We start from the raw sequence: 16,379 nt of genomic DNA, 5'->3' as shown, positions 1-16,379 counted from the left end.
GAGGGAAGACATGCCATATCGCGCGCCAATTTCTGATTATGAGTTCCTGTTCCGCCACGCGATCGGCTTTGACCAGATCGCCGCAACCGAGAAGTTCTCGGAAGCCAGCGAGGACGTGGTCAGCGCCATTCTGACCGAAGCTGGGAAAATGTGCGAAGAGGTGATGGCCCCTCTGCAACGCCCCGGCGATCTTGAGCCCGCACGATTGGAAAACGGCGTGCTGCGCACCTCAACCGGGTATGCAGATGGCTGGAAGGCGATTGCCGAAGGCGGGTGGATCGGGATGAGCGGTGATCCTGAATATGGTGGTATGGGCCTGCCGATGACCGTGACCACCGCCGTGAATGAGATGATGTCGGCGGCCTGCCTGTCGCTGCAACTGGCACCGCTGATGACTCAGGGCCAGATCGAGGCGCTGGAACATCACGCCAGCGACGAGCTCAAGGCGCTGTACTTGCCCAAGATGATGGCGGGTGAATGGTCGGGCACCATGAACCTGACCGAACCGCAGGCCGGATCGGATGTGGGCGCGCTGACGTCGAAAGCCGAATCCAATGGCGATGGAACCTACGCCGTCACGGGGCAGAAGATCTTTATCTCGTGGGGTGACAACGATTTTTCCGAAAATGTCTGCCATCTGGTTCTCGCGCGCCTGCCTGATGGAGTTCCCGGAACCAAGGGGATTTCGCTGTTTTTGGTGCCCAAGTTTTTACCAGATGAGAATGGCAATCCCGGCGTGGCCAACGATCTGAAAGTCGTGTCGGTCGAACACAAGATGGGCCTGCACGGCTCGCCAACCTGCGTGATGCAGTTTGATGGCGCCAAAGGCTGGCTTGTGGGCAAGGAACATGGCGGCATGGCCGCGATGTTTACCATGATGAACAACGCGCGTCTGGGTGTTGGCGGTCAGGGTGTGGGTGCGGCCGAGGGTGCCTATCAACACGCGCTGGCTTACGCGCTGGAGCGCAAGCAGGGCAAAACGCCTTCGGGCACTATCATTGACCACGCGGATGTGCGCCGGATGCTGATGAGCATGCGTGCCGACACGTTCGCCGCGCGTTCGATCATGCTGGCCAATGCCGCTGCCATCGACATGGCCAGCGCAACCGGCGACGCCGACTGGGCGGCTCGTGCCGCCCTGCTGACACCAATTGGCAAGGCTTTTGGCACCGAGACCGGGATGCGTGTGTCCGAGACCGGTGTGCAGGTGCATGGCGGCATGGGCTTTATTGAGGAATCCGGCGCCGCGCAGTATTACCGCGACGTGCGCGTGACGGCGATTTATGAAGGCACCAACGGCATTCAGGCCATGGACCTTGTCGCGCGCAAGATGATGGATGGAGGTGAGGCGGCCTCGCGTCTGTTGGACGAGATCGAGGATCACGCCGAAGAGGCGCGGGCGACCATGCCTGAATTGGCTGGCCCGGTCTGGGAAGCCACGGAAAGCCTGCGTGAAACGACCGAGTGGATGGTCGCACAATCCGAAATGAACAACCGTTTTGCTGGCGCGGTGCCGTATCTGCATGCGTTTGCTCGGGTGTTGGGGGCGCATTACCACCTCAAAGCGGCTTTGGCAGAACCGAACGGTCCACGTTTCCGGCTGGCGCGCTTTTACATCAATGCGTTGTTGCCCGAATATGCCGGTCTGCTCGCGCAGGCGCAGAACGGGGCTGACGATGTCTATGGGCTCAGCGCAGAGGAGCTTGCAGTCTGATGGACGGCGATACACCACTGGCGATCCGATACCCGTGGCCCGAACCTCCGGCCGAGGGTGAGGCGATTGAGGTCGCCGAGGGTGTGCTTTGGATGCGGTTGCCGCTGCCCATGGCGCTGGATCACGTCAATGTCTATGCGCTGGACGATGGTGACGGCTGGACCGTGATCGACACGGGTATGTCGTCGAACAAGACCCGGCGCATCTGGGAAACGCTGATGGCGGGTCCGTTGGCGGGAAAGTCGATCAAGCGCGTGGTGGTAACGCACCACCATCCGGATCATGTGGGAAATGCAGGTTGGTTTCAGTCCGAACACGGTGCGGAATTGGTCGCGTCGCGGACCTCGTGGCTGTTTTCCCGGATGCTGCAATTGGATGTACAGGAAAGCTGGCCGCAGGAAACGCTGGATTATTACCGCAGCGCAGGCATGGCACCTGAAGTTCTGGCCAAGCGGATGGCCGAGCGTCCGTTCAACTATTGCGACACGGTCTACCCCATGCCGCTGGGCTTTACCCGTATCAAACAGGGCAGTGTGATCCGTATGGGCGGGCGTGACTGGGACGTCCATATGGGCAACGGCCACGCCCCCGAACACGCCACGTTCTGGAGCCGTGACGACAACCTTGTGATCACCGGCGATCAGATCCTCAGCTCGATCAGTCCGAATCTGGGCGTCTATGTCACTGAGCCTCTGGCCGATCCTGTCGCGGAATGGCTTGAAGCCTGTGAGCGGCTACAGGGTTTGGCGCGACCCGATCATCTGGCGCTGGGCGGGCACAAGCTGCCGTTTACCGGATTGCCTACGCGGATGAAGCAACTGATCGCCAACCATCACGGTGCGCTTGATCGTTTGCAGGACTATCTGGATCAGCCCAAAACCGCTGCTGACTGCTTTATTCCTCTGTTCAAACGCCAGATCGGTGAGGGCGAGTATGGGCTGGCCCTGGTCGAAGCGGTTGCACATCTGAACCATCTTTACCACATTGGAACTGTCACCCGGACGCGTCGCGCGGACGGGGCGTGGGAGTTTCAGCGCGAAGGGTAAAGCCATGCAGGATCAGATCGAAACATCGGCCGAAGCCGCCGAAGCCGCGGCCTTACCGCGCTGCTACGAAGTGCATGCGAATCCTGAATCACCATCTGGTGCCAAGGACTTACCTGGTCCGCTGCAAAAGCCGGTTGAGACCAAGAGCCCGGCCCAGTGGGCCTATGAACGTCTGATCCTCTATATCCAGAATTTCGAAAAGACCCTGACCGGTGATCAGGAGGTTGCCATGGGATTTACCGGCGGCGACGCCGGCGTCATGCGGATCGAAGGGATGGGGTATTTCGACCCTGATATCATCACCTTTTATGGATCCGACGCGACAGGCGCGCGGACGCAGCTGGTGCAGCACGTTAGTCAGTTGAACGTGATGCTGCGGGCCTTGCCCAAATCGGTCGAGGACAAGCCTGCAAACCGCATCGGCTTCCGCTTAGCCAAAGATCTCGAAGAAAGCTGACCACCCGACTTGCAATTCACGTCTGCGCAGCCTTGAATGAGCGCACCATTCGAGGGGGCACAGCGTGACTCATTTCTCAGCCGTTTCAACTGCCTACAGACGGGCATGGGCGCGCCGTCGCGTTTTTGTTCCGATCTATTTCGTCGTGCGGCTGCTGCTGGTCGCCCTGATCGCGCCGGGCGTGGCCATCGTCGTGAATCTGGCGGTTAGGCTGTCCAATCAAACCGCACTGACGGATCAGGCCATCGCGGCGTTCATCCTGTCGCCTGCCGGATTCATCGCGGCCATTGCCGTCCTCAGCCTGTTCCTGCTGGCCGAGGTCTTTGTGTTCTCGGTCATGGCGGGCTCATTGCGTATGGGCGAATCCGATCCATGGCGGGCAGGCAGTTCCGCCATCGGCCTGATCCTGTCGCGCCTGCCTGCGCTGTTCGGGTTCGCTGTACGCTTTGTACTGCGCGTATTGCTGTTGATCCTGCCTTTCGCGGTCGTTTCTGCGATCATCGCCTGGTGGACGCTGACCGAATACGACATCAACTATTACCTGACCTTCCATCCACCCTCGTTCTGGGTGGCGATTATCCTGATCGGGGTGGTTGTTCTGGTCATGGCCTGGGTGCTGATCCGCAGACTGTCGGCCTGGGCTCTGTCCCTGCATCTGGTTTTGTTCGAAAGCGTCCATCCTGGGCATGCGTTTAACATCAGCGCCAACCGGATGGAGGGCAAGCGCGGACGCCTCAAGATAGAGCTGGCCATGTGGCTGGGGATGCGCCTTGTCATCGCTGCATTAATCGCCTGGGTGGCGGGGCTTTTGTTCGCGCTGGTGCCGCTGCAGGGAGCAGCAAACCTGCGGCTGGCACTGATCTACAGCCTGGGCGTTGCCGGGATCTGGTCACTGGCCGGGTTGGTCTTGGCGGCCACGGCACTTGGCGCGCTGGCCGTGCTGCTGGACGGGTTCTTTGAGATCGAGACGTCGGAACCACCCCATCCCGAACCGGGCAGTCTGCGCATCCCCCTGTTCGCGGCCGCTGGCGCTGCGGTTGTCGCGGTCTTGATCGGGTTGTGGTTCGGTCAGCACCTCTTGGAACGGGTGCAGGCCCCCGACCGTGCCGAGGTCATCGGCCATCGCGGCGCAGCGGCGCTGCGGCCGGAAAACACCATGGCCTCGGTTCTCAAGGCGATTGAGGATGGGGCGGATTGGGTCGAGATTGATGTTCAGGAAACGGCGGATGATGTGGTGATCGTCGCCCATGACAGCGATTTCATGAAACTGGCAGGGGTGAACCTCAAGGTCTGGGACGCGACTATGGAGGACGTGGCGGAGATTGATATCGGCAGTTGGTTCGGCCCCGAATATGCGGATGAACGAACGCCAACCCTGCGCGATGTTTTGGAGGCCGCCAAAGGCAAGGCAAAAGTCATCATTGAACTCAAGTACTATGGTCACGACGTCGATTTGGAGAACCGCGTGGTCGCCATCGTTGAAGAGCTGGGAATGCAGGACGACATCGCCACAATGTCGCTGAAATACCCCGCGGTACAAAAGATGAAGTCCATTCGTCCCGACTGGCGGGCCGGGGTTCTGGCCGCGACCGCCGTGGGTGATCTGTCTGGGCTCGAGGGTGATTTTGTCGCCGTGAACGCGGCGATGGCAACGCCGGGGTTGGTGAATTCTGTTCACGCGGCGGGCAAGGATATCTATGTCTGGACTGTGAACGATCCGCTCCAAATGTCCGCCATGGCCTCGATGGGGGTGGATGGATTGATCACCGACCGCCCCGCAATGGCAAATGAAGTTCTGCGCGTGCGTGCAGAAATGGGACCGGCAGAGCGGTTGCTGCTGTGGATGGCGACGACCTTCGGCATGTCCGTTGATACTGAGGCTATGCGCGATGAAAGCCCTTAATCTGGCGGCCATCCTCTTGCTGATGGCTGGCCCGGCCGTTGCGCAGGACTTTATGCGCAGTTTCGAATTGCCGGCGCATCGGGCCTTGTTGGCGCAGCGCGGTGATGCTGAACTGACCCAGTTCGAAACAGATGGCTGTTCGGGCGGGTTGTCGGCCAGTTGGCGTTTTGTTGCGGACACATTTCCCAGCTTTCAGGCGCTCTACGAGGCGCACCCGCCGTGGGAATACTGCTGCGTGACCCATGATCGCGCCTATCACCACGCCGGCGGAGGGTTGCGGGCGGAAGACAGCTATGACGCGCGCCTTTCCGCGGATGAGACGTTGCGCGCCTGCGTCAAACAGCACGGGGAAGACTATGCCGGGGAGTATGCGGAGCGCTATGACATGACAGCCGAACAGATTCGCACTGCCCATTCCGTTACGGCCGAGGCGATGTATGCGGCTGTCCGATTCGGGGGTGCTCCCTGCTCGGGCCTGCCCTGGCGTTGGGGTTTCGGCTATCCGGGATGTTCGGTGTTGCAAGCTTTGTCCCCTGCGCGCGAATGACGTGGTGACAGGCCTGGGATTTTCCATTATCCAACATCTAAAATACGCGAATTGGGAATCTGAGACTCATGGCTGAATACAAGCACGGCGAAATGGACATCACCGTTCAAACGAAGACCTTTGAAGGGTTCATCAAGGCCACCACATGGTGCGTGGTCGCTATCGTCTTCCTTTGCCTGTTCCTGGCGGTCTTCGCCGCTTAATCCAAAACGGGGTTCACCGTGATCCGGATTCTGATTGCCTGCCTGCTGGCAGCAACTGTCACTGGCTGCACAGGCTCGCAGCGTCCACAAGCCGACAAGGCAGAGATTGCTGCCCGATCCTATCGTGATCCGGGGCCCTCGACCCTGACGCTCTACACGATGGTCAACACGCGTAGTGGGTCAGGTGCGCATACGTCGCTGATGATCAGCGGCAGCGAGCGCGTGATCTTTGACCCTGCGGGGTCATTCCGCGCGGATATCGTGCCCGTCAAGGACGACGTGCTGTACGGTATTACGCCGGCTGTCGAGAGCGCCTATCGCAGCTCGCACGCGCGCGAAACGCATTACGCACGTATTCAGACGATTGAAGTGAGCCCTCAGCAGGCTGAGATTGCGTTGCAGCTGGCCAAGCAATCCGGCCCGGTTGCAGGTTCATTCTGTGCGAATTCTACCGCCAGTTTGCTGCAACAGGTTCCGGGGCTTGAACAGATCGACGTGACTTTTTTCCCGAACAAACTGTCAGAACAGTTCGGTCAGTTGCCGGGTGTTGTTACAACCGAGTATCGTGAAAATGACGACGCCGACCTGCAAAAAGGCTTGGCCTTCAACAACGCGCGCCTCAATCAGTTGGATACGGCCCTAACCCAATAGGTACAGCAACCCGTACAGGGTTGCGGCCCCGCTAAAAATCGCCGCCAGGACATTTTTCGAGATCAGTCCGATGGTCAGTGCCACGGCTGCTGCAGCCATGCGGGGAATGTCGGGTTGGCCTTCGGTCGCTGTCGGCCATACAACCAACGGCGCAATCAAAGCGGGCAGGATTGCCACGGCGGTATAGCGCAGATGGCGCAGCAGCCATGGTGGCATCGGGCGGTCTCCGACCAGGCCGATGAAGACAAAGCGCAGGCCATAGCTGCCGATGGCAAGCCCGACGATGATGGTCCAGATTGTGACAGGGTCGACCGGGGTCATACTGTGGCCTTTCTGCGCTCGGCGAACAATTCGGCCTGTGCACCGGCCATCATGCCCACGCACCCAGCGATCAGCAGGCCCAGATTGTACGGAATGGCGACGGTCAGAAGCGACACAACAATGGCGACCAGTGCGGCCACGACATGGGGAAAGGTCCGCATCATCGGGCCGATCATGGCCAAAAACGTGATCGGCAGTGCAAAATCCAGCGCCCAGCTTTCCGGGATTCGAGTCCCCAGCACCGCGCCCAGATACGTGGCCAGTATCCAAAGCGGTGTGATGGGCGTGACGGAGCCCACGAAATAAGCCACGCGCTGAGGCACGGACATCTTGGGCTCTTTTTCAAACTGTACGATCGAACAGGCATAGGATTGATCGACGGTCAGGTAGGCAGCGAACGCCCGTTGCCACATCGGGGCTGCGCCTAGATAGGGCGTCAGCGAAGCCGAATACATTGCCATCCGCAGGTTCACGGCGAGGGCGGATACCAGAATGATCGTCGTCGGCGTCTGATCCTGCAGCAGTTGCAGGGCGGCGAACTGGGCAGCACCTGCAAAAACAGTCGACGTGAACGCCATGGTTTGTACGATGTTCAGCCCGGCTTCGGTCGCGAAGACGCCAAACAGAGTGCCGAAAGGAATAGCCACAAAGATGAACGGGGTCCCGTCGCGAAATCCCCTCCAGAAGTATGACTTGGATGTGGTGTCTGCCATGGCTAAATCCTATGGTGATCCCCGCAGCAGTAGCGGTCTTGGGAAAGGGTTGCAATTGGCCACGGAACTGAACCTGTCAGACTACATCATCGCCCCCGATCCCGGTGCCGCTCGCCTGACCCGCGCGGTCAAAGGTGTCGATCAGAATGGCGAGGTCAGCCAGATCTCGGTGGTCGAGGAACGCCCGCTGACGATCTTTCTGAATTCGCAGGAAATCGTGACGGCGATGACCATTGGGGACTATCCCGAATACCTGGCGCTGGGGTTTCTGCGCAATCAGGGCATGCTGCTGGCCGATGATAAGATCACACGGGTAGAATACGATGACGATCTGGAAACAGTGATCGTTCGCACCGCACGCGAAACCTCGTATGAGGACAAGCTGAAGAAAAAGACCCGCACCAGCGGCTGCGCGGTTGGCACGGTATTCGGTGATATGATGGAGGGCCTTGAGGACGTGCGCCTGCCGCAGGTTCAGGTGCGCACCTCATGGCTGTATGATCTGGCAGCCAAGATCAACCGCACCCCTTCGTTGTATCTTGAGGCGGGTGCGATCCACGGCACGGTCTTGTGCCGTGAAAACCGCCCTCTGGTCTATATGGAGGATGTTGGCCGTCACAACGCAGTCGACAAAATAGCAGGTTGGATGCTGTCTGAGGGCGAGAAGGCCGAGGACAAAATTCTCTACACAACCGGCCGTCTGACGTCGGAAATGGTGATCAAGACGGCGATGATGGGTATTCCGGTTCTGGCTTCTCGGTCGGGTTTCACCGCCTGGGGTGTCGAGATCGCGCGCGAGGTCGGCCTGACCCTGATCGGCCGCATGCGGGGGCAGCGGTTCGTATGTCTGTCGGGCGAAGATCGTCTGGTGCGCGATGTGGACCCGTCTACCGTTGCGGTCGAAGATAAGAAGCACAAACGGAAAAGTTCTCTGCCCTGAATTTCGTTCGGCGAGCAGTCAATCTGAAAAAACTCTGCGAATTCCGAAAGATATGCCCTAAGGTGGGGCATATCGATGTGAAACATTGGGTGTCAGCAACCTAAGGACGCTATGGAGTTAATCAGCCTAATAGCACCGGTCTTCGCGGTGATCCTGACAGGGTATGTGTTTTCGTGGACGAATCTTCTGAGCGAGGACACGTCGGATGCGCTGGTGCAATTCGCGGTTTACGTCCTGATCCCAGCCATCATGTTTTACCTGATTGGTCAGGAGGAATTTGAAAACCTTCTGAACTACGGGTTCTACTTGTCCTACGGCGGTACGATACTGGCACTCTTCGTTGTCTTGTTCATCGGCCTGAAAGCACTGACAAGTTTTCAGGTCGGATCGGCCACCGTGATGGCATTCGCTGGTGTTGCCTCGAATACCGCATTGGTCGCGCTGCCTATCCTCCACGCGATTTTCGGGTCAAAGGGCGCGCTGCCGGCGGTATTGGCGAACCTTGTTGTCGCCATTCTGCTGCTCATCATGACCACCGTTCTCGAAACCTCAGCGGGGCATAAGGCAAGCGCCAAGACGCCCATCTACAAGATTGTTCTGAATGTCCTGAAGAACCCGATTATCGCAGCGACCTTGTTAGGCGTTGCATATTCCTTCACGGGTATCGGGTTTTCTGAGGCTGTCTCGGACTATTTGGAACTGATGAGTCAGGCGCTGGCAGCCGTTGCGCTGTTTGCAATCGGGTTCACGACAAGTGTGCGCACGATCGTTCAGACGGGTCCGATGATCCTTTTTCTGACGGTAATGAAACTTCTCGTTGTTCCCGGGCTTGTGCTGCTTGCAGCGCATCTGATCGGGCTGGATCCGCTTTGGACCATTGCCGCGACGGTTTCTGCGGCGGCGCCGACAGCGAAGAGTATATTCCTTTTGGCCAAGCACTACGACCAAGAGCCACAGCTCGCCGCTCACATAGTTTCAGCGACGTCGTTTCTGGCGGTAGGAACATTGATCCTGTGGCTGTTTGTCCTGCATCATCTGCATCCAACCGCGTTCCAATTGAATTGAGTTCGATCTACAAAGTTACGATCAAATGATCACTTGGATGCAAGCAACAAGGTGCAGCAATGAATACCCCTCTCGGTGTAATCCTCGCTGGTGGTCTTGCCACCCGAATGGGCGGAGGAGACAAGGGCCTGCTGAAAATCGGCGGGCGAAGCCTGCTGTCGCATGTGATCGATCGCCTGAGCCAGCAGGTAGGCAGGCTGGCCCTGAATGCCAATGGCGACCCGGAGCGGTTCGCAGACCTGAACCTGCCTGTCCTGCCCGACACAATAGAAGGGTTTGCAGGGCCACTGGCCGGAGTTCTGGCCGGACTGGATTGGGCTGCGGAGCAGGGCGCTGACAGTATCGTCACAGCCGCCGCCGACACGCCGTTCTTTCCGCGTGATCTGGTGGCGCGGCTGACTGACGCTGCCGAAGGGCAAACCTATCCACTGGTTCTGGCAACCACACCTCGTACCGGTGATGAGGCGCTTAAATCGGGTGGCGGCAAACGTGTGAACCGGCACCCGACCTTTGGCCTGTGGCCCGTCGCGCTGCGAGATGATTTGCGGGATGCCTTGAACGACGGGCTGCGCAAGGTCGTGTTGTGGACCGACAAACATGACGGGCGTGAGGCGTTGTTCCCAGCCGACCCCTTCGATCCGTTCTTCAACGTGAACACGCCCGACGATCTTGCGCGGGCACAAGAACTTCTGGAGAAGGCATGAAGGTTTACGGCGTCACCGGCTGGAAAAACGCTGGCAAGACCGGGCTGATGGAACGGCTGGTGGCTGAAATCACCGGGCGCGGTTACACTGTTTCAACCGTCAAACATGCCCACCACGCCGTCGATGTTGATCAGCCCGGCACCGACAGCTATCGCCATCGGGCGGCGGGTGCGTCCGAGGTGCTATTGGCCTCGGGCCAGCGCGTTGCCCTGATGCAAGAGCTGCGCGGTGCCCCTGAACCGTCTCTGACTGATCTTCTGGCCCGTCTTTCTCCGGTCGATCTGGTGCTGATCGAAGGGTTCAAACGAGGACCTCACCCCAAGGTCGAAGCATTTCGGGCTGTCGCAAACAACCCGCTGATCGCCAGCGAAAACGACTCCGTTCGTGCGGTCGCCAGCGATACGCCGCTAGAGTTGGATATCCCTGTGTTTGACCTGAACGATACTTCGGCAGTCGCGGATTTCATCCTGAAAGAGGTCGGATTATGAGCAAACCGGAAATCACTCCTCCGCCCCTGCGCAATGATTGCTTTGCCTTGCCCGCAGGGGTGAACTGGACACCGGTGGATGACGCCCTGGCCTTGTTGCGGGGTCGGCTGACGGTGGTGGCACCCGTTGAAACCGCGCCTCTGGCGCAGGCCACAGGGCGGATTCTGGCGGAAGATGTTATTGCGAAACGGTCGAACCCTCCGCAGCCGAACACCGCAGTTGACGGCTATGGCTTTGCCGGGGCTGCTCCGAGTGGTCCGCAGGTAATGCCCTTGCAGGAGGGGCGTGCGGCGGCAGGGATCCCCTTTGATGGCGCAGTGCAGCAAGGAATGGCTCTGCGGGTACTGACCGGCGCGGCGCTGCCTTCTGGGGTGGATACTGTGATACTGGAAGAGGATGTGACGGTACAGGACGGTCACATCGCCTTTCACGGCCCATTGAAGCAAGGCGCCAATACCCGAAAGGCAGGCGAGGATGTCGCGAGGGGCGATATGGTTCTGCCCGCCGGGCGCAGACTGACCCCAGCCGATCTGGCGTTGCTTTCGGCGACGGGGATTTCGGAGATCTCTCTGCGTAAGACGCTGCGGGTCGCGGTGGTTTCGACCGGCGATGAGCTGGTCGAGCCCGGTGACCCCGCCGCGCCCGGCCAGATCTTCGACGCCAATCGCCCTATGCTGTTGTCTTTGGTGGAACGGATGGGGTTCCAGCCCGTGGATATGGGGCGGGTCTCAGACGACCGGGAAGATCTGCGTCACAGATTGAACAGAGCGGCGGAACTGGCAGATGTGATCCTGACCAGCGGCGGGGCATCTGCGGGGGATGAAGATCACGTCTCGGCCCTGCTGCGCGAAGCGGGCGCGATGCACGAATGGCGGATTGCGTTGAAACCCGGTCGACCTCTGGCCCTTGGAATGTGGGATGGTACGCCCGTTTTCGGCCTGCCGGGAAACCCGGTAGCCGCGAAGGTTTGCACGTTAATCTTTGCCCGTCCGGCATTGGGCCTGATGGCCGGGGAAGGGTGGTCCGAGCCGATGGGCTTCGACCTGCCGGCCAATTTCGAAAAGCGCAAAAAACCGGGTCGGCGTGAATACCTGCGTGCTCGTGTCCGCGATGGGCGGGTCGAGGTTTTTGCTTCGGAAGGGTCAGGCCGGATCAGCGGCCTCAGCTGGGCCGAGGGGCTGGTCGAGATTGAGGATGGCGCGCGTCACATACAGCCGGGTGATCCGGTGCGGTTCATTCCGTACGGCAGCTTTGGGCTTTAATTAGTCGAAGGTCCCCGCGACACGCCCCAACAGCATGAAAGCCCGTGCGGTTCTTGTGTCACCCAAGGCCGTCAGGTCAGCATCGCTGGCATCCGGTTCGAACTCGACGATCATGTGATCGAAGCGGCGCAGGAAGTGATGCGCGGCGTCCCGAAAAATCGGGTCCTGCTTCATTCGCGCTGCCGTCAGTGCCAGTGAGGACCGATCTCTGATCCCACCGAGCGCTGCAACCGCGCGACCCCGCGCACCTTGCGCGAACTGCCGCCAGATTTCCGGCCGGGCCATGTCCGGGCGCAGATCGTCCATATAGATGCCTTCCTGGCTCAGCAGGGTCAGAACATCCTGAGAGGCCTGCACCAGTTGCGCGACCTTGCGGTCCTGAAGCGCGAGCCGCAATGCGTCGAATCCTTCGGCATCATCCTGCGTTTCCGGGAAATTCAGCGCGCGGATGAAGATGTCGGTCGTCAGGGGCGGAGCGATGTCTTCAGCCGGGGTGCCCAATTCCAGAGAAGTCTGGTCGCCAGCCTCAATAGGAGCGTCATCGCGTACAGGCTCGGTGCGTTTGGAAGAAAACGTCGCCAGTGCGCTTTCGGTCTTTTTGGCGGCTTCGGCGATTTCGTCCAGTTTTTTGCTGACGCCTGGTTCCTGAAAACTGGCCGAGCGCTGTTGCTGGATGACATAAGCCTGACGGATCGCATCTATCGCAGTCTGCAGGCGGGCGCTTTCTTCGCGCATGACGCGGCTGGCGCGCATGGCAGTGGCGGCGACCCAGATCATTGCCACTGGCATGAATACGGCCAGCAGGGTCACGACGAATCCTCCGCCATCGACGTTGTCCGGCAGTACCAGAAACACGACTGACACGATCAGCCACACCACACTGAGTGCGATGGCGACGATCTCGATCGCGGTCACCGAAGGCTGCGAGGGCTTGTCGTAGATGCCCAGCGGGGTTGGCCGTTCGGGGTCCTGTTCTGGCTTGGGCTCTGACATGGTCAACGCTCCGGTCAGGCGTACTCGATACTCAACACTTCATAAGAACGCACACCGCCGGGCGTGCGTACTTCGACACTGTCGCCTTCTTCCTTGCCGATCAATGCCCGCGCGATGGGCGATTTGATGTTCAGTAACCCGTTTTCAATGTTGGCCTCGTACTCGCCAACAATCTGCCAGGTCTTTTCTTCGTCCGTGTCCTCGTCGACCAGAGTCACCTTGGCGCCGAATTTGATCGCGCCGTTCAGCTTGGCCGGGTCGATCACATCGGCCAGCGACAGAATGCCTTCCAGCTCTTTGATGCGGCCTTCGATGAATCCCTGCTTTTCACGCGCCGAGTGATATTCGGCGTTTTCTTTCAGATCGCCCAGCTCGCGCGCTGTGGCAATGGCTTCGATGATTGCGGGGCGCTCGACGGATTTGAGGTTCTTCAGCTCCGCCGCGAGCGCGGCATTGCCCGTAGGCGTCATTGGAATCTTTTCCATATTCTTGTCGTCCACGCATAAATTGATGCGCCCCGCCGCATGGAACCAGCGTCGGGGCGATTTGATGGGTTGGCATTTACCTGACCCAAATGAGGCGTGAAATGCAAGAGGGCTATGCCCTGTGACGCGGATTACGGCCTAGTCGTAGCTAATCACCTCGAATTCGATTCCATTGTCATCATCGAAGTAGAAACGCCTGCCGGGTTCGTAGTCGCCGTGGGATTTCGGCGTGAACCCGGCCTTGATCACCTTGTCCTCGGTCGCGTCGATATCCTCGACCAGAACGCCCACGTGGTTCAGGCCGCCGACGATGTCATAGCTGCTTTCACCCGATGGCTGAGGATCGCTGGGCGCGTAGAGCGCCAGATAGGTATGTTGACTGCCCACATGGACTGTGTAGCCCCCCGCGATGGCCGGGCCCTCCCAACGTGTTTTCCAACCAAACACCCGCTGCATCCAGGCCGCCGAAGCCTTGGGGTCGCGGACGGTGAAATTGGTATGTTCAAGTGTCGCCATCATGGGATCTCCTTTTCGGTCTTGAGGCTTGTCCCGACTCACCGTAATTCTTAAACCTAACTTTAGGTCAAGGTATTTCTTGTGAGGTTGAAATGGCGGGTTCCGAAGGTTTGGCAATCGGCGCATTGGCGAAACGCACGGGATTGGCCGTTTCGGCGATCCGGTACTACGAGGCGCAGGGGCTGATCGCGCCCTGGCGCAATGCAGGCGGGCAAAGGCGCTATCAGCGCGCCGATATCCGACGGCTGAGTTTTGTCATGATCGCCCAGCAATTCGGCCTGACCCTGCCCGAGATTCGCGAGGTGCTTTCAGGTCTGCCCGGGAACCGCACGCCAACGCCGCAGGACTGGAAGGACATCAGCAAGGGGCTGAGGGCGCATCTGGATCAGCGAATCGATACCCTGACGCGGTTGCGCGACAATCTGGACGGCTGCATCGGCTGTGGATGCCTCAGCCTGCCGAAATGTGCTCTTTACAACCCTGATGACCGCGCCAAGTCGCATGGTAGCGGTCCCAGATACCTGATGGGTGACGCTCCGGATACATAACTGCCGCAATGCAGCAATGTTACGCCGTGTTTTGATTGACCAAGGTCTTTGTGACCATGTAATCAGCCGTGAAACAATATTGCGCAGACCACGCAGTGAAAGCGCCAATTCGGAAAGTTAGCTAAGGAGCCCACGATGGCCGAGATTGAACGCGAAGCGATGGAATACGATGTGGTGATCGTGGGTGCAGGCCCCGCGGGCCTGTCGGCGGCCATCCGTCTGAAACAGCTGGATGCCGACCTGAATGTTGTCGTTCTTGAGAAGGGCTCGGAAGTAGGCGCGCATATTCTGTCGGGCGCGGTTCTGGACCCGTGCGGGCTGGACGCTCTGATCCCGGACTGGAAGGAAAAGGGCGCGCCGTTGAACGTGCCGGTGCACGAAGACAATTTCTACATGCTCGGTGAGGCCGGAAAAATCCGCATCCCCAACTTTCCGATGCCGCCGCTGATGAACAACCACGGCAACTACATCGTCTCAATGGGCAATGTCTGCCGCTGGATGGCCGAGCAGGCCGAAGAGCTGGGCGTTGAAATCTTCCCGGGCATGGCCTGTTCCGAGCTGGTTTACGGCGACAATGGCGAAGTCAAAGGCGTCGTCGCGGGTGTCTTTGGTCTTGAGCCCGACGGGTCCTACGGTCCGCAGACGGAACCGGGCATGGAGCTGCATGGCAAGTACGTCTTCCTGTCAGAAGGTGTCCGTGGCTCGCTGTCCAAGGAAGTTATCGCCAAATACGACCTGTCTGCAGGCAAAGAGCCGCAGAAATACGGCGTCGGCATGAAAGAGATCTGGGAGATCGACCCGGCCAAGCACAAGGAAGGCTCGGTCACGCACACGATGGGCTGGCCTCTGGGCAGCAACGCAGGTGGCGGATCGTTCATCTATCACCTTGAAAACAATCAGGTCTATGTCGGTTTCGTGGTTCACCTGAACTACAAGAACCCGTACCTGTACCCCTACATGGAATTCCAGCGCTTCAAGCATCACCCGATGGTGGCTGAGCTGCTGAAAGGCGGCAAGCGCGTCGCGTACGGCGCCCGTGCGATCACCGAGGGTGGCTGGCAGTCGATGCCGAAACTGGTTGCGCCAGGCGTGGCACTGCTGGGCTGCTCGGCTGGGATGGTCAACGTGCCGCGCATCAAGGGCAACCACAACGCGATGCTGTCGGGCAAGGCCGCCGCTGAGGCCGCTTTCGACGCGATCAAGGCTGAGCGTTCGGGTGACGAACTGACCGCCTATGAGGTCGACGTGCGCGAAGGCGCAATCGGCGACGACCTGAAGAAGGTGCGCAACGTCAAACCACTGTGGTCGAAATACGGCCTGACCGCCTCGCTGATGTTGGGCGGCATGGACATGTGGACCAACACACTGGGCTTCTCGCTGCTGGGCACGCTGGGTCACGGCAAGAACGATGCCGAGGCGACCGAAGAGGCCAGCAAGCACCAGCCTATCGACTATCCCAAGCCTGATGGCACGCTGTCCTTTGACCGTCTGACCAACGTTTCCTTTGCGATGACCAACCACGAGGAAAGCCAGCCCTGTCACCTGAAGCTGGCCGATCCCGAGATTCCGGTCAAAGTGAACTTGCCCAAGTTCGACGAACCGGCGCAGCGTTACTGCCCGGCGGGCGTGTACGAGATGGTCGAGGATGAAGATGGCGCGCGATTCGTCATCAACTTCCAGAACTGCGTCCACTGCAAAACCTGCGACATCAAGGATCCCAGCCAGAACATCACCTGGACCACGCCGCAAGGCGGGGATGGACCGAACTATCCCAACATGTAAGCGAATTCATGGGCAATGGCAGGGTCGTGAAGGCTCTGCCA

19 protein-coding genes are annotated in these 16,379 nt (G+C 59.4%); 14 read left to right on the top strand and 5 right to left on the bottom strand.

Features of this window, described 5'->3' with window-relative positions:
* The first annotated feature begins 10 nt into the window (after positions 1–10).
* The 7 genes from MHN28_RS11275 to MHN28_RS11245 all read left to right on the top strand — a co-directional run bounded on the left by MHN28_RS11275 (position 11) and on the right by MHN28_RS11245 (position 6,521).
* On the top strand, positions 11–1,714 hold the full coding sequence (locus MHN28_RS11275; RefSeq protein WP_239339091.1) for an acyl-CoA dehydrogenase: 1,704 nt from the start codon (positions 11–13) through the stop codon (positions 1,712–1,714).
* Complete coding sequence (locus tag MHN28_RS11270) at positions 1,714–2,760, top strand: MBL fold metallo-hydrolase (protein ID WP_239339089.1); 1,047 nt, start codon at positions 1,714–1,716, stop codon at positions 2,758–2,760. Before MHN28_RS11275 ends, MHN28_RS11270 begins: the two co-directional genes overlap by 1 nt.
* Positions 2,761–2,764: 4 nt before the next feature.
* On the top strand, positions 2,765–3,217 hold the full coding sequence (locus MHN28_RS11265) for a DUF6173 family protein (RefSeq protein WP_239339087.1): 453 nt from the start codon (positions 2,765–2,767) through the stop codon (positions 3,215–3,217).
* Positions 3,218–3,281: 64 nt separating this feature from the next.
* Positions 3,282–5,120, top strand: a complete 1,839-nt coding sequence (locus MHN28_RS24995; protein ID WP_239339085.1) for a glycerophosphodiester phosphodiesterase — start codon at positions 3,282–3,284, stop codon at positions 5,118–5,120.
* Positions 5,107–5,667: a hypothetical protein gene (locus tag MHN28_RS11255; protein WP_239339083.1), complete on the top strand. Its 561-nt coding sequence runs from the start codon at positions 5,107–5,109 to the stop codon at positions 5,665–5,667. The genes MHN28_RS24995 and MHN28_RS11255 overlap by 14 nt, the downstream gene beginning before the upstream one ends.
* Before the next feature lie 68 nt (positions 5,668–5,735).
* Positions 5,736–5,870, top strand: a complete 135-nt coding sequence (locus tag MHN28_RS11250) for an aa3-type cytochrome c oxidase subunit IV (RefSeq protein ID WP_239339081.1) — start codon at positions 5,736–5,738, stop codon at positions 5,868–5,870.
* Positions 5,871–5,888: 18 nt separating this feature from the next.
* A complete protein-coding gene (locus tag MHN28_RS11245) occupies positions 5,889–6,521 on the top strand; it encodes a hypothetical protein (RefSeq protein WP_239339079.1) in 633 nt (210 codons plus the stop codon).
* Here MHN28_RS11245 and MHN28_RS11240 read toward each other — a convergent pair.
* Both MHN28_RS11240 and MHN28_RS11235 read right to left on the bottom strand, forming a co-directional pair.
* A complete protein-coding gene (locus tag MHN28_RS11240) occupies positions 6,510–6,842 on the bottom strand; it encodes an AzlD domain-containing protein (RefSeq protein WP_239339077.1) in 333 nt (110 codons plus the stop codon). The two genes, MHN28_RS11245 and MHN28_RS11240, sit on opposite strands and share 12 nt — an antisense overlap.
* Positions 6,839–7,555 carry an AzlC family ABC transporter permease gene (locus MHN28_RS11235; RefSeq protein ID WP_239339075.1) on the bottom strand — a complete coding sequence of 239 codons (717 nt, stop codon included), beginning with the start codon at positions 7,553–7,555 and terminating at the stop codon, positions 6,839–6,841. Before MHN28_RS11235 ends, MHN28_RS11240 begins: the two co-directional genes overlap by 4 nt.
* Between MHN28_RS11235 and MHN28_RS11230 the strand changes: the two genes are divergently transcribed.
* From MHN28_RS11230 to glp, 5 genes are all read left to right on the top strand, one after another.
* Entirely contained in the window at positions 7,554–8,495 is a 942-nt protein-coding gene (locus MHN28_RS11230) for a formate dehydrogenase accessory sulfurtransferase FdhD (RefSeq protein ID WP_239339073.1), read from the top strand. The genes MHN28_RS11235 and MHN28_RS11230 overlap by 2 nt on opposite strands.
* A gap of 111 nt (positions 8,496–8,606) precedes the next feature.
* Positions 8,607–9,560, top strand: a complete 954-nt coding sequence (locus MHN28_RS11225; RefSeq protein WP_239339071.1) for an AEC family transporter — start codon at positions 8,607–8,609, stop codon at positions 9,558–9,560.
* Positions 9,561–9,619: 59 nt separating this feature from the next.
* Positions 9,620–10,264, top strand: a complete 645-nt coding sequence (mobA, locus tag MHN28_RS11220) for a molybdenum cofactor guanylyltransferase MobA (RefSeq protein ID WP_239339069.1) — start codon at positions 9,620–9,622, stop codon at positions 10,262–10,264.
* Positions 10,261–10,752 (top strand): molybdopterin-guanine dinucleotide biosynthesis protein B, encoded by a 492-nt coding sequence (gene mobB, locus MHN28_RS11215; protein ID WP_239339066.1) that lies wholly within the window; start codon positions 10,261–10,263, stop codon positions 10,750–10,752. The genes mobA and mobB overlap by 4 nt, the downstream gene beginning before the upstream one ends.
* Positions 10,749–12,014, top strand: coding sequence for a gephyrin-like molybdotransferase Glp (gene glp, locus MHN28_RS11210; protein WP_239339064.1), 1,266 nt, complete (start codon positions 10,749–10,751; stop codon positions 12,012–12,014). Before mobB ends, glp begins: the two co-directional genes overlap by 4 nt.
* Here glp and MHN28_RS11205 read toward each other — a convergent pair whose 3' ends face one another.
* From MHN28_RS11205 to MHN28_RS11195, 3 genes are all read right to left on the bottom strand, one after another.
* Positions 12,015–13,007: a hypothetical protein gene (locus MHN28_RS11205; protein WP_239339062.1), complete on the bottom strand. Its 993-nt coding sequence runs from the start codon at positions 13,005–13,007 to the stop codon at positions 12,015–12,017.
* Positions 13,008–13,021: 14 nt separating this feature from the next.
* Positions 13,022–13,492, bottom strand: coding sequence for a transcription elongation factor GreA (gene greA / locus MHN28_RS11200; protein WP_170562645.1), 471 nt, complete (start codon positions 13,490–13,492; stop codon positions 13,022–13,024).
* Between the two features lie 138 nt (positions 13,493–13,630).
* Positions 13,631–14,011, bottom strand: coding sequence for a VOC family protein (locus MHN28_RS11195; protein WP_239339061.1), 381 nt, complete (start codon positions 14,009–14,011; stop codon positions 13,631–13,633).
* Positions 14,012–14,100: 89 nt separating this feature from the next.
* On the opposite strand from MHN28_RS11195, the gene soxR reads away from it, so the two are divergent.
* The gene (gene soxR, locus MHN28_RS11190; RefSeq protein ID WP_239339059.1) at positions 14,101–14,556 is read left to right on the top strand and encodes a redox-sensitive transcriptional activator SoxR; all 456 of its coding nucleotides are present in this window, start codon (positions 14,101–14,103) and stop codon (positions 14,554–14,556) included.
* Positions 14,557–14,691: 135 nt separating this feature from the next.
* Positions 14,692–16,338 (top strand): electron transfer flavoprotein-ubiquinone oxidoreductase, encoded by a 1,647-nt coding sequence (locus MHN28_RS11185; RefSeq protein WP_239339057.1) that lies wholly within the window; start codon positions 14,692–14,694, stop codon positions 16,336–16,338.
* Positions 16,339–16,379 lie beyond the last annotated feature (41 nt).

The sequence above is a fragment of the Ruegeria sp. Ofav3-42 genome (genome assembly GCF_022347725.1).
In the GTDB taxonomy this organism is placed as follows: Bacteria; Pseudomonadota; Alphaproteobacteria; order Rhodobacterales; family Rhodobacteraceae; genus Ruegeria.
This window is presented reverse-complemented; position numbering and strand designations above follow the sequence as displayed.

What these genes read in the sequence shown, in the direction of transcription:
- MHN28_RS11185 (WP_239339057.1), top strand. Translation starts at nt 14,692, where the DNA reads ATGGCCGAGATTGAACGCGAAGCGATGGAATACGATGTGGTGATCGTG.
- MHN28_RS11240 (WP_239339077.1), bottom strand. Translation starts at nt 6,842, where the DNA reads ATGACCCCGGTCGACCCTGTCACAATCTGGACCATCATCGTCGGGCTT.
- soxR (WP_239339059.1), top strand. Translation starts at nt 14,101, where the DNA reads ATGGCGGGTTCCGAAGGTTTGGCAATCGGCGCATTGGCGAAACGCACG.
- MHN28_RS11205 (WP_239339062.1), bottom strand. Translation starts at nt 13,007, where the DNA reads ATGTCAGAGCCCAAGCCAGAACAGGACCCCGAACGGCCAACCCCGCTG.
- glp (WP_239339064.1), top strand. Translation starts at nt 10,749, where the DNA reads ATGAGCAAACCGGAAATCACTCCTCCGCCCCTGCGCAATGATTGCTTT.
- MHN28_RS11265 (WP_239339087.1), top strand. Translation starts at nt 2,765, where the DNA reads ATGCAGGATCAGATCGAAACATCGGCCGAAGCCGCCGAAGCCGCGGCC.
- MHN28_RS11195 (WP_239339061.1), bottom strand. Translation starts at nt 14,011, where the DNA reads ATGATGGCGACACTTGAACATACCAATTTCACCGTCCGCGACCCCAAG.
- MHN28_RS11275 (WP_239339091.1), top strand. Translation starts at nt 11, where the DNA reads ATGCCATATCGCGCGCCAATTTCTGATTATGAGTTCCTGTTCCGCCAC.
- MHN28_RS11250 (WP_239339081.1), top strand. Translation starts at nt 5,736, where the DNA reads ATGGCTGAATACAAGCACGGCGAAATGGACATCACCGTTCAAACGAAG.
- MHN28_RS11230 (WP_239339073.1), top strand. Translation starts at nt 7,554, where the DNA reads ATGGCTAAATCCTATGGTGATCCCCGCAGCAGTAGCGGTCTTGGGAAA.
- MHN28_RS11225 (WP_239339071.1), top strand. Translation starts at nt 8,607, where the DNA reads ATGGAGTTAATCAGCCTAATAGCACCGGTCTTCGCGGTGATCCTGACA.
- mobB (WP_239339066.1), top strand. Translation starts at nt 10,261, where the DNA reads ATGAAGGTTTACGGCGTCACCGGCTGGAAAAACGCTGGCAAGACCGGG.
- MHN28_RS11235 (WP_239339075.1), bottom strand. Translation starts at nt 7,555, where the DNA reads ATGGCAGACACCACATCCAAGTCATACTTCTGGAGGGGATTTCGCGAC.
- MHN28_RS11255 (WP_239339083.1), top strand. Translation starts at nt 5,107, where the DNA reads ATGAAAGCCCTTAATCTGGCGGCCATCCTCTTGCTGATGGCTGGCCCG.
- mobA (WP_239339069.1), top strand. Translation starts at nt 9,620, where the DNA reads ATGAATACCCCTCTCGGTGTAATCCTCGCTGGTGGTCTTGCCACCCGA.
- MHN28_RS11270 (WP_239339089.1), top strand. Translation starts at nt 1,714, where the DNA reads ATGGACGGCGATACACCACTGGCGATCCGATACCCGTGGCCCGAACCT.
- greA (WP_170562645.1), bottom strand. Translation starts at nt 13,492, where the DNA reads ATGGAAAAGATTCCAATGACGCCTACGGGCAATGCCGCGCTCGCGGCG.